The sequence below is a fragment of the Pseudomonas sp. genome (genome assembly GCF_037994325.1).
Lineage (GTDB): Bacteria > Pseudomonadota > Gammaproteobacteria > Pseudomonadales > Pseudomonadaceae > Aquipseudomonas.
The window spans coordinates 1-11,972 of record NZ_JBBNAH010000278.1 but is presented as its reverse complement, the minus strand read 5'-3'; the positions used below and the strand labels follow the sequence as shown (position 1 = coordinate 11,972).

General features: G+C 58.2%; 9 protein-coding genes and 1 pseudogene. 1 reads left to right on the top strand and 9 read right to left on the bottom strand.

The features are described from left to right. The 8 genes and pseudogenes from AAAB16_RS09330 to grpE all read right to left on the bottom strand — a co-directional run. Positions 1-170, bottom strand: a pseudogene (locus AAAB16_RS09330) (DUF4149 domain-containing protein); the annotation flags it as partial. Beyond that, positions 136-612, bottom strand: a complete 477-nt coding sequence (gene greA, locus AAAB16_RS09325; RefSeq protein ID WP_340663083.1) for a transcription elongation factor GreA — start codon at positions 610-612, stop codon at positions 136-138. The gene greA and the pseudogene AAAB16_RS09330, both read right to left, overlap by 35 nt. Then, positions 609-3,830, bottom strand: a complete 3,222-nt coding sequence (carB, locus tag AAAB16_RS09320) for a carbamoyl-phosphate synthase large subunit (RefSeq protein ID WP_110616976.1) — start codon at positions 3,828-3,830, stop codon at positions 609-611. Before carB ends, greA begins: the two co-directional genes overlap by 4 nt. Before the next feature lie 35 nt (positions 3,831-3,865). After that, positions 3,866-5,002, bottom strand: a complete 1,137-nt coding sequence (carA, locus tag AAAB16_RS09315; RefSeq protein WP_340663082.1) for a glutamine-hydrolyzing carbamoyl-phosphate synthase small subunit — start codon at positions 5,000-5,002, stop codon at positions 3,866-3,868. Positions 5,003-5,198: 196 nt separating this feature from the next. After that, positions 5,199-6,002, bottom strand: a complete 804-nt coding sequence (gene dapB / locus AAAB16_RS09310) for a 4-hydroxy-tetrahydrodipicolinate reductase (RefSeq protein ID WP_340663081.1) — start codon at positions 6,000-6,002, stop codon at positions 5,199-5,201. A 65-nt stretch (positions 6,003-6,067) separates the two neighbouring features. Next, complete coding sequence (gene dnaJ, locus AAAB16_RS09305) at positions 6,068-7,201, bottom strand: molecular chaperone DnaJ (protein WP_108098221.1); 1,134 nt, start codon at positions 7,199-7,201, stop codon at positions 6,068-6,070. A gap of 123 nt (positions 7,202-7,324) precedes the next feature. Next, complete coding sequence (dnaK, locus tag AAAB16_RS09300; RefSeq protein WP_110616979.1) at positions 7,325-9,241, bottom strand: molecular chaperone DnaK; 1,917 nt, start codon at positions 9,239-9,241, stop codon at positions 7,325-7,327. A gap of 102 nt (positions 9,242-9,343) precedes the next feature. Further along, positions 9,344-9,910: a nucleotide exchange factor GrpE gene (gene grpE, locus AAAB16_RS09295; RefSeq protein ID WP_340663080.1), complete on the bottom strand. Its 567-nt coding sequence runs from the start codon at positions 9,908-9,910 to the stop codon at positions 9,344-9,346. A 173-nt stretch (positions 9,911-10,083) separates the two neighbouring features. Here grpE and recN point away from each other — a divergent pair, with 173 nt between their 5' ends. Next, positions 10,084-11,760, top strand: a complete 1,677-nt coding sequence (recN, locus tag AAAB16_RS09290; RefSeq protein WP_340663079.1) for a DNA repair protein RecN — start codon at positions 10,084-10,086, stop codon at positions 11,758-11,760. A 71-nt stretch (positions 11,761-11,831) separates the two neighbouring features. Here recN and AAAB16_RS09285 read toward each other — a convergent pair. Beyond that, on the bottom strand, positions 11,832-11,972 hold a 141-nt coding region (locus tag AAAB16_RS09285; RefSeq protein ID WP_340663084.1), incomplete at its 5' end, for a transcriptional repressor.

Here is an 11,972-nt window from a genome sequence, read left to right as displayed (position 1 = left end):
TCCTCAACCAGCATCGGCGCTATGCCAATGCGCTCAAGCGCCGGCAGCATCACGAAATGCAGCAACCACAAACCACCAACCCAGAACGTCTGGACCAGCCGCCAGGCCACTGCACCGATATCGACTGGCTGACGCTTAGATATGACGAACCTCGACGATCTCGTACTCAATCACGCCGCTAGGCGTGCGCACGGTCACCACATCACCCTCTTCCTTGGCAATCAAGGCACGAGCAATGGGCGAACCGACAGAGATTTTGCCGAGCTTGATGTCAGCTTCGTCTTCACCAACGATCTGATAGGTCACGCGCTCGTCAGTTTCAACGTTAGCGATCTCTACCGTGGTGCCGAAAATCACTTTGCCTGTCGGGGTGATAGCCGTGACATCAATGATCTGCGCGTTTTGCAGGCGACCTTCGATATCGCGGATACGCGCCTCAACCATACCTTGCTGCTCGCGCGCTGCGTGGTATTCGGCGTTTTCTTTGAGGTCACCCAATTCGCGGGCCGTGCCGATGTCCTGGCTGAGCTTCGGACGCACGACCTTGGTCAAATGGGCGTGTTCTTCTTCCAGGGCGCGTGCGCCCTGAACGGTCATTGGGTACTTGATCATGCCTTCAATCCTGCATGCAGATCCTGCAAGCGGCGTACGGTTTTTTCAGGACCGAACTTAAGCGCTTCACAGATAGCCTCGCCCGCTGCAATGGTGGTGGTGCAGTAAATCTTGTGCTGCAGCGCGTTACGGCGGATGGAGTAAGAGTCAGCGATCGACTGACGGCCTTCGGTGGTGTTGATGATCAGGGTGACTTCGTCATTTTTGATCATGTCGACCACGTGCGGACGCCCCTCGGTCACCTTGTTCACGCGGCGAACTTTCAGGCCAGCCGCTTCAATCAGCTTGGCGGTGCCGGCGGTAGCAACAATCTCAAAGCCCAGGCTGATGAGGTCGCGAGCGACACCAGCAACCAAAGGCTTGTCATCGTCACGCACGCTAATAAACGCGGTGCCACCGGTAGGCAGAATTTCGCTGGCGCCCATTTGGGCTTTGGCGAACGCCTCACCGAAGGTATCGCCTACGCCCATCACTTCACCGGTCGACTTCATTTCTGGGCCGAGGATCGGGTCAACGCCTGGGAACTTGGCGAAGGGGAACACCGCTTCTTTCACACTGTAGAAGTTCGGAATGATCTCTTCGGTCAAACCCACTTCCTTCAGGGTTTTACCGGCCATCACGCGCGCGGCGATCATAGCCAGGGAAACACCGATGCACTTGGACACGAACGGCACGGTACGCGAAGCACGTGGGTTCACTTCGATAACGAAGATGTCCTCGCCCTGCACGGCCATTTGCACGTTCATCAGGCCGACCACGCCGAGCTCCAAGGCCATTTTCTTGACCTGTTCGCGGATCTCGTTTTGGATGTGTGCTGGCAGCGAGTACGGCGGCAGGGAGCATGCGGAGTCACCGGAGTGCACGCCCGCTTGTTCGATGTGCTGCATGATCGCGCCGATTACCACGGTTTCGCCGTCGCACACTGCGTCGATATCGACTTCGATCGCGCAGTTGAGGAAGTGATCGAGCAACACAGGGCTGTCGTTAGACACCTGCACCGCTTCACGCAGGTAGCGCTTGAGCTCGTCTTCTTCGTAGACGATCTCCATCGCCCGGCCGCCCAGCACATAGGACGGACGCACCACCAGCGGGTAACCGATCTTGTTGGCGGCGCGAATGGCTTCGTCTTCGCTGCGCACGGTGGCGTTTGGCGGCTGACGCAAGTTCAGACGCTCAACCATCTGTTGGAAGCGTTCACGGTCTTCAGCGCGGTCGATGGCATCAGGCGAAGTACCGATGATCGGCACGCCAGCTTCTTCCAAGGCGCGAGCCAGTTTCAGTGGGGTCTGGCCGCCGTACTGCACGATGACGCCTTTAGGCTGCTCAACGCGGACGATTTCCAGCACGTCTTCCAGGGTTACCGACTCAAAGTACAGGCGGTCCGAGGTGTCGTAGTCAGTGGAAACGGTTTCCGGGTTGCAGTTGACCATGATGGTTTCGTAACCATCGTCGCGCATCGCCAGCGCTGCGTGCACGCAGCAGTAGTCGAACTCGATGCCTTGGCCGATACGGTTCGGGCCACCGCCCAAGATCATGATCTTGTCGCGGGTTGACGGGTTGGCCTCGCACTCTTCCTCGTAGGTCGAATACATATAGGCGGTGTCGGTGGCGAACTCGGCAGCGCAGGTGTCGACGCGCTTGTAGACCGGCAGCACCTTCAGTTTGTGACGGTGACTACGCAGATTCTTCTCGGTCACCCCCAGCAGTTTGGCCAGGCGCGCATCGGAGAAACCTTTGCGTTTGAGCTTGTACATCACATCGCGGTCGATGGACGACAGGCCCAGGGTTTTGATGCGCTCTTCGTCTTTGATCAGGTCTTCGATCTGCACCAGGAACCAGTGGTCGATCATGGTCAAGGCGTAGATATCGTCGCAGCTCATGCCGGCACGGAAGGCGTCAGCCACGTACCAGATGCGCTCGGCGCCCGGCACGGTCAGTTCGCGCTTAAGCACGCCCTTGGCTTCCGGGTTGGTCAGATCCAGCTTCGGATCAAAACCGTTAACGCCTACTTCCAGACCGCGCAGGGCTTTCTGCAGGGACTCCTGGAAGGTACGACCGATGGCCATCACTTCACCAACCGACTTCATCTGAGTGGTCAGGCGGGCGTCAGCTTTAGGGAATTTTTCGAAGGCAAAACGCGGAATCTTGGTGACGACGTAGTCGATCGCCGGCTCGAACGAAGCCGGGGTTTTGCCGCCGGTGATGTCGTTCTGCAGTTCGTCGAGGGTGTAACCCACGGCCAGCTTGGCGGCAACTTTGGCAATCGGGAAGCCGGTAGCTTTCGAGGCCAGAGCAGAAGAACGAGAAACCCGCGGGTTCATCTCGATCACTACCATGCGGCCGGTTTCCGGGCAGATGCCGAACTGCACGTTCGAGCCGCCAGTTTCCACGCCGATTTCACGCAGTACCGCCAGGGAGGCGTTACGCAGAATCTGGTATTCCTTGTCGGTCAGCGTCTGTGCCGGTGCCACGGTGATCGAGTCACCGGTATGCACGCCCATCGGGTCAAAGTTCTCGATGGAGCAAACGATGATGCAGTTGTCCTTTTTGTCGCGGACCACTTCCATCTCGTACTCTTTCCAGCCGATCAGCGATTCGTCGATCAGCAGCTCTTTGGTCGGCGACAGGTCCAGACCACGGGCGCAGATTTCTTCGAACTCTTCACGGTTGTATGCGATACCGCCACCGGTGCCGCCCATGGTGAAGGACGGACGGATGATGCACGGGAAGCCGAGCTTCTCGAGTACCGCATTCGCCTCTTCCATACTGTGGGCGATGCCGGAACGCGGGCACGCCAGGCCGATGTCTTTCATAGCCTTGTCAAAGCGCGAACGGTCTTCGGCTTTGTCGATGGTATCGGCATTGGCGCCGATCATTTCCACGCCGAATTTTTCCAGAACGCCGTGGCGCTCCAAATCCAGTGCGCAGTTCAGCGCGGTCTGGCCGCCCATGGTTGGCAGCAGGGCGTCGGGGCGTTCTTTCTCGATGATCTTGGCAACGGTCTGCCACTTGATCGGCTCGATGTAAGTGGCGTCGGCCATGGCCGGGTCGGTCATGATGGTCGCTGGGTTGGAGTTCACCAGGATGACCCGGTAACCCTCTTCGCGCAGGGCTTTACAGGCCTGGGCGCCAGAGTAGTCGAACTCACAGGCCTGGCCGATGACAATGGGGCCGGCGCCGAGGATCAGGATACTTTTGATGTCTGTACGTTTTGGCATTTTCTACTCTCGAATCCTTTGGTCAGTCGGCAGGCTTAACGGCGCGCGGCCATGGCTTCGATGAATCGGTCGAACAGAGGCGCTACGTCGAGCGGGCCCGGGCTGGCTTCAGGGTGACCCTGGAAGCTGAAGGCCACTTTGTCGGTGCGCTCGATACCTTGCAGGGTGCCGTCGAACAGCGACTTATGGGTAGCACGCAGGTTAGCCGGCAGGGTCGCCTCGTCCACGGCGAAACCGTGGTTCTGGCTGGTGATCATCACCACGCCCGTATCGAGGTCTTGCACCGGGTGGTTAGCACCGTGGTGGCCATGGCCCATTTTCACGGTCTTGGCGCCGGAGGCCAGAGCCAGCAGTTGGTGGCCAAGGCAGATACCGAATACTGGGATCTCGGTTTCCAGCACGTCTTTGATCGCCTGAATGGCGTAGTCGCACGGTTCGGGATCGCCTGGACCGTTGGACAGGAATACGCCGTCCGGCTGCAAGGCCAACACTTCGCTGGCTGGGGTTTGCGCTGGCACCACGGTGACGCGGCAGCCGCGCTCGACCAGCATGCGCAGGATGTTGAGTTTCACGCCGTAGTCGAACGCCACCACGTGGTGCGGCAATTCGCTGGCAGCGATTTCCGGGTGGCTGTCGGTCTTCAGGTTCCAGACACTGTGACGCCACTCGTAGCGCTCGGTGGAGCTGACCACTTTGGCCAGGTCCATACCTTTAAGCCCTGGGAAACCACGCGCAGCGGCTAGCGCTTGTTCGTCGGTGATGTTGTCACCGGCCAGAATGCAGCCGTTCTGAGCGCCTTTCTCACGCAGAATGCGGGTCAGGCGACGGGTGTCGATACCAGCGATAGCCACCACGTTGTTGGCTTTCAGGTAATCCGACAGCGACATGGTGTTACGCCAGTTGCTGGCCACCAGAGGCAGATCGCGAATGACCAGGCCGGCAGACCAGACGCGGTTGGACTCAGCATCTTCCGGCGTGGTGCCGGTGTTGCCGATATGCGGATAAGTCAGGGTAACGATTTGTTGGGCATAGGAAGGATCGGTAAGGATTTCCTGATAGCCGGTCATAGCAGTATTGAACACCACCTCTCCGACGGTTTGACCGTCGATTCCGATGGCTTCGCCGCGAAAAATGCTGCCATCAGCAAGGGCGAGTATGGCTGGCTTAGTCAAGAAGACCTCCCGTAAATCAAGCCTGACAGGGCATACGCAGGTTGTAAAAAAGCGGGATGACGTTTAGACACGTCACCCCGCTTTTTTTAGAATCACTTTTTCAAGTTAACTGCGCGCTTTTAGTGGACACACTAAAGCTGTAGCTTACAGAAAAAGGCATTTTTGGTCTACCCGAGATATCAACCGTTTGGTTGTCTCAGTGCAGATCCAATACATCCTGCATGTCGTAAAGCCCGGCAGCCTTGCCATCGAGCCACAATGCTGAACGCACTGCACCCCGAGCAAAAGTCATCCGACTAGAGGCTTTATGGGTGATTTCCACGCGTTCACCGTCTGCGGCAAACAGCACGGTATGGTCGCCAACCACATCACCCGCACGCACGGTAGCGAAACCAATGGTCTCGCGTTGACGGGCACCGGTCTGGCCTTCGCGACCGTAAACGGCCACTTTTTCCAGATCACGCCCCAGCGCCTTAGCGACTACTTCGCCCATGCGCACAGCAGTGCCGGAGGGTGCATCAACTTTGTGCCGGTGGTGCGCCTCAAGAATCTCGATATCCACGTCATCGCCCAATACCCGTGCCGCGGTATCGAGCAATTTGAGACAGAGGTTTACGCCGACACTAAAGTTGGCGGCAAACACGATCGGGATTTCCTTGCCAACCTGGGCCAGCAGTTGTTTTTCTTCAACGCTGAAGCCAGTGGTACCGATCACCATGGCTTTGCCCGCCTTGCGGCAGACGTCGAGATTTTTAAGCGTCACTGTTGGGTGCGTGAAGTCGATCAGCACATCAAATTGGTCGACCACATCGGCCAGATTGCCCGCCAACTGCACGCCTAATTTGCCAAGACCAGCCAACTCACCGACATCCGCGCCAATCAAGCTGCTATCTGGACGATCAACCGCCGCCGTCAGCTTAGAGCCCTCAGCCTGCTGAATCGCCTCGATCAGGGTTTTGCCCATACGCCCGGCGGCGCCCACTACGGCTATACGTCGCATACATCCCGCTCCCAGCTAATAACTTGCAGCCAACGAAGCGCGCGAGGCGCTACGCTCGGCCCTGTTTACACGTCCCCGAAGAAGCGCTTCACGCCTTCGAACCAACCACTGGCCTTGGGCGAGTGACTGTCGTCAGTGGCCAGCGACTTGCGGAATTCTTCCAGCAATTCACGCTGCCGCTTGTCGAGATTCACCGGCGTTTCTACCGCCACACGGCACATCAGGTCGCCAGCACCGCCGCCACGCACCGGAGCTACGCCCTTGCCGCGCAAACGGAACAGTTTGCCGGTCTGAGTGCCTTCGGGGATTTTCAGCTTAACGCGGCCATCCAGGGTAGGCACTTCGAGCTCACCACCCAGCGCGGCATCAGCAAAGCTGATTGGCACATCGCAGTACAGGTGCTTGCCGTCACGCTGGAAGATCGAGTGCTCGCGCACATTCACCACCACGTACAGGTCGCCAGCCGGGCCGCCCATGGCGCCCGCCTCGCCTTCGCCAGACAGACGAATGCGATCACCTGTGTCCACGCCTGGTGGCACTTTTACCGACAGAGTTTTGTGCTCTTCCACACGGCCATGGCCATGGCAGGTGCCGCACGGGTCAGCGATCATCTTGCCGTTGCCGTGGCAACGCGGGCAGGTTTGCTGCACCGAGAAGAAGCCTTGCTGCATACGTACCTGGCCGATACCGCCACAGGTCGTACAGGTAACCGGGCTAGTACCCTTTTTCGCGCCCGAGCCATCGCAGGTTTTGCAATTGACCAGCGTTGGCACGCGGATGGTTACGGTGGTGCCGCGCACCGCCTCTTCCAGATCCAGCTCCAGGGTGTAACGCAGGTCACTGCCGCGCTGGGCACCGCCGCGCGAACCGCCGCGGGCACCACCGAAGAAATCGCTGAATACGTCGCCGAAAATATCGGAGAAATTTGCGCCGCCAAAACCGGCACCGCCAGCACCGCCGCCGCCCATACTCGGGTCGACGCCAGCATGACCGTACTGGTCAAATGCCGCGCGCTTGTTGGCATCAGACAACACTTCATAGGCCTCATTGGCCTCTTTAAAGCGCTCTTCTGCCTCTTTGTCGCCAGGGTTGCGGTCCGGGTGATGCTTCATCGCCAGGCGGCGGTAAGCCTTTTTCAGCTCCGCTTCGCTGGCGCCCCGCTCAACACCCAGCACTTCGTAAAAGTCACGCTTAGCCATAATTCTTCAACACTCTTAAATCGGCTTCTCCAGACACGCCAACGCGGGAGCAAGCTCCCGCGTGGCGGATAACACCTGGCCAGCACTAGGGCTAGCCAAGTTGGAGAGCAAGCAAATGGACGCTTACTTGTTTTCCTTAACCTCTTCGAACTCGGCATCAACGACATCGTCGGCGCCGCCTTTCGGCTCTTCCTGGCCCGGTGCAGCTTCGCCAGCCTGAGGCTGCTCGGCATACATTTTCTGCGCCAGTGGAGCAGTCGCTTCGGACAGAGCAGCTACTTTAGCGTCGATGGTTTCTTTGCTGTCGCCTTTGATGGCCACTTCCAATTCGCCCAACGCTTTTTCGATTGCCGCTTTCTCGTCCGCAGTGGCCTTGTCGCCCGCTTCGGTGATCATTTTACGGGTCGCGTGCACCAAGGCGTCGCCTTGGTTACGAGCACCGGCCAGCTCTTCGAACTTGCGGTCTTCCTCAGCGTTAGCCTCGGCATCACGGACCATTTGTTCGATTTCTTCCTCGGACAGACCGGAGTTAGCCTTGATCACGATGGACTGCTGCTTGCCAGTGGCCTTGTCTTTCGCCGACACGTGCAGGATACCGTTGGCGTCGATGTCGAAGGTCACTTCGATCTGTGGCACGCCACGTGGAGCTGGCGGAATCTCGGCCAAATCGAACTTGCCCAGCGACTTGTTCTGCGCGGCTTGCTTACGCTCGCCCTGCAGCACGTGGATGGTTACTGCACCTTGGTTGTCATCGGCAGTCGAGAACACTTGCGACTTCTTGGTAGGAATCGTGGTGTTTTTCTCGATCAGCGCGGTCATCACGCCACCCATGGTTTCGATACCCAGGGTCAGCGGACTAACGTCCAGAAGCAATACGTCTTTCACGTCGCCAGCCAGTACCGCACCCTGAATCGCAGCGCCCATGGCTACTGCTTCGTCCGGGTTCACATCTTTGCGTGCTTCTTTACCGAAGAACTCGGTAACCAGCTTCTGCACCAACGGCATACGGGTCTGACCACCGACCAGGATCACGTCGTGGATCGCGCCAACGTCGATGCCGGCATCTTTCAGCGCGATACGGCAAGGCTCGATGGTGCGCTGCACCAGGTCTTCCACCAGCGACTCCAGCTTGGCGCGGGAGATCTTCACGTTCAAATGCTTAGGACCGCTGGCATCTGCAGTGATGTACGGCAGGTTGACGTCGGTCTGCTGAGCAGAAGACAGCTCGATTTTGGCTTTTTCAGCCGCCTCTTTCAGACGCTGCATCGCCAACGGATCACCTTTGAGGTTGATGCCGCTTTCTTTCTTGAACTCGTCGACGAGGTAGTCGATCAGGCGAATGTCGAAGTCTTCACCACCGAGGAAGGTGTCACCGTTGGTGGCCAACACTTCAAACTGGTGCTCGCCATCAACTTCGGCAATTTCGATAACCGAAATATCGAAGGTACCGCCACCGAGGTCATAAACGATCACAGTGTGATCGCCCTTGGCCTTGTCCATACCGTAAGCCAGAGCAGCTGCGGTCGGTTCGTTGATGATGCGCTTAACTTCCAGACCGGCAATGCGGCCGGCGTCTTTAGTGGCTTGACGCTGGCTGTCGTTGAAGTAGGCCGGCACGGTGATTACCGCTTCGGTCACTGGCTCGCCGAGGTAGTCTTCGGCGGTTTTCTTCATCTTTTTCAGCACTTCGGCAGAAATTTGCGGAGGTGCCATTTTCTGGCCCTTCACTTCTACCCAAGCGTCGCCGTTATCGGCTTTGACGATTTTGTACGGCACCATCTGGATATCTTTCTGTACGACGTTTTCTTCAAAACGACGACCGATCAGACGCTTTACTGCGTAAAGAGTGTTGTGCGGGTTGGTGACCGCTTGACGCTTGGCCGATTGACCAACAAGGATTTCGCCATCGTTGGTGTAGGCAATGATCGAGGGAGTGGTACGCGCGCCTTCGGCGTTTTCCAGCACCTTGACCGCGCCGTTTTCGAGGATCGAGACGCAGGAGTTGGTGGTCCCCAGGTCGATACCGATAATTCTGCCCATGTTTTGCTCTCCTGAAACTTGAATTTGGTTGCCGCAGCAGTGGTGGCTAACTGCGGTAGCACTTAAACGCTTGACTAATAGATGGGGGCCTTACGGCGGATTTCAAGCCTGCTCATCAATCGAAGGTTGCGGCTCGGCTGGCGCCTTGCTGACAACGACCATCGCTGGGCGCAGCAGGCGGCCATTGAGCAGGTAACCTTTCTGGAACACCTTGAGCACGCTATTGGGCTCAACGCTGGTGCTTTCTTGCATCGCCATCGCCTGATGGTGCTCGGCATTGAACGGCGCGCCGTGCGGGTCGATGGCTTCGAGGTTGTAACGCTTGAGGGTGTCCTGGAACAGCTTGAGGGTCAGTTCAATACCTTCACGCACGGCCTTGATGGCTTCGTCGTTAGGGTTGGACAACTCCAGGCCGCGCTCAAGGCTGTCGACCACTGGCAGCAGGTCATTGGCGAATTTTTCCAGGGCGAACTTGTGCGCCTTCTCAATATCCTGCTCGGCGCGGCGACGCACGTTCTGCATATCCGCGGCAACGCGCAACGCTTGATCCTGAGCGGCGGCCAGCTGTTCTTCCAGCGTTTGCACGCGGGTTGCCAGGTCTTCGCTCGTAGCCTCAGCGGCGGTTTCGATATCTGGATTCTGGGAATTCTGGGTCTGTTCGTCGGCCATTTGGTTCTCCTATCTATTCGCTCGCGAGCTCTAGCTGTTTGATTCGCGAGCCTCAACTCACGCTTGTGCCGCATATATGGGGCCGGAATCTGACGATTCAAGAGCAAAGGAGGATTGTCAGGCGCAAAAGAAACACTGTATAAATAACCAGACTTTCGCCTGGAGCCTCCGCCATGCTGGTACATCTCTCTGTACACAACTACGCCATCGTCGAGCACCTCGACCTCGAGCTAAATGGCGGAATGAGCGTTATCACCGGCGAAACCGGGGCCGGCAAATCAATCATGCTCGATGCCCTGGGCCTTACCTTGGGCGACCGCGCCGACAGTGGTGTCGTGCGCCCCGGCGCTGATAAAGCCGATATCCTCGCCAGCTTCGATCTGGCGGATATCCCCGAAGCCAAGGCCTGGCTGGCCGAGCGCGATCTGGATAACGACGGCCCCTGCATCCTGCGCCGCGTCATCACCGCCGAAGGTCGCTCGCGCGGCTATATCAATGGCTCGCCCTGCCCTCAAGGCGATTTAAAAGCCATTGGCGAACTGTTAATCGACATCCACAACCAGCACGAACATCAATCGCTGCTTAAACCGGAAACCCATCGCCGCCTGCTCGACGAATACGCCGGCAGCCAGGAACTGGCGCGCCAAGTGCAACTCGCCGCGCAGCGCTGGAAGCAAACCCGAAATGAGCTAGAGCGCCTTTCCAGCGCCGGCGACGAACAACGTGCCCGCCACCAGTTGCTTAGCTATCAGCTGGAGGAACTGGACAACCTCGGCCTCGGCGACAACGAGCTGGAACAGTTAGAGCAGGAACACAAAACCCTGACCAACGCCGAAGGCCTGCTGAGTGCCTGTCGCCTGGTGATTGAGCAATGCAGCGAAAGCGATGGCGGCAACGTATTGTCAGCCTTGACCAGCAGCGTCGGGCGCCTGAGCAATTTCCGCAGCCAGCCCGGCTCGCTGGGTGAAGCGGTCAACTTGCTGGCCAGCGCGCAGATCCAAGTAGAAGAAGCCATCGGCGAACTCAACCGTTTCCTCGACCACTTCGACGCGGACCCCGAGCGCCTGCAACTGCTTGAGGAGCGCCTGGACGCCATCTATACCCTCGCACGCAAACACCGCATTTTGCCGAGCGAACTGGCCGCCACGCAGCAACGGCTATTTGACGAGCTGGAGAGCCTTAACGCCGACGACCGAGCCACCGAGCGCCTGAACGAAGAGCTGACCGCCTACGCCCGCCACTATCAAGAAAAGGCTCAAGAGCTGAGTGTTCTGCGCCATGGCGCCGCCAGCAACCTGGCCCGCGCCGTTGAAGTGGAAATGCAGCGCCTAGGCATGCCGGGCGGACGTTTCACGATCGAACTGCACAACTCCAACGTCACAGACCCGCATCCGCAAGGCCTGGAGCAGGTGGAGTTTTTGGTCAGTGCCAACCCTGGCCAGCCGCTCAAAGCCCTGGCCAAAGTAGCCTCGGGTGGTGAGCTGTCGCGGATCAGCCTGGCCATTCAAGTAATTACCGCGCAAACCTCGCGCGTACCCACGCTGGTATTTGACGAAGTGGATGTGGGTATTGGCGGCCCTACTGCCGAAGTGGTCGGCCAACTGCTGCGCCGCCTTGGCGAGCGCGGTCAGGTACTGACCGTCACCCACTTGCCGCAGGTAGCAGCGCAGGGCCATCAACATTTATTCGTGCACAAGGCACGCGGCGATGGCGAAACCCATACCGCCGTGGCGACTCTGGACAGCGCAGGACGTGTTGAAGAAGTGGCGCGAATGCTGGGTGGCGTTGACCTGACAGAAGAATCCTTGGCCCATGCCCGCAAGATGGTTAGCAGCGCGGCAAACGCTTAAACAGCCATAAACAAAAACGCCGCACCCTTATGCAGGACGCGGCGCTTTTATATACGCACCGCTAACAGCGATTAACGCTTTTTGCGTACGTACAACACGAGATTGTGATCAACCATCTCAAAACCATGCTCACGCACGATCTCTTTCTGGCGCTTCTCAATCTCGGCATCAAAGAACTCAATCACTTCGCCAGTATCGACGCACACCATATG

Coding starts and splice junctions, on each gene's coding strand:
- greA (WP_340663083.1), bottom strand. CDS start 612: ATGATCAAGTACCCAATGACCGTTCAGGGCGCACGCGCCCTGGAAGAA.
- carB (WP_110616976.1), bottom strand. CDS start 3,830: ATGCCAAAACGTACAGACATCAAAAGTATCCTGATCCTCGGCGCCGGC.
- dapB (WP_340663081.1), bottom strand. CDS start 6,002: ATGCGACGTATAGCCGTAGTGGGCGCCGCCGGGCGTATGGGCAAAACC.
- dnaJ (WP_108098221.1), bottom strand. CDS start 7,201: ATGGCTAAGCGTGACTTTTACGAAGTGCTGGGTGTTGAGCGGGGCGCC.
- dnaK (WP_110616979.1), bottom strand. CDS start 9,241: ATGGGCAGAATTATCGGTATCGACCTGGGGACCACCAACTCCTGCGTC.
- grpE (WP_340663080.1), bottom strand. CDS start 9,910: ATGGCCGACGAACAGACCCAGAATTCCCAGAATCCAGATATCGAAACC.
- recN (WP_340663079.1), top strand. CDS start 10,084: ATGCTGGTACATCTCTCTGTACACAACTACGCCATCGTCGAGCACCTC.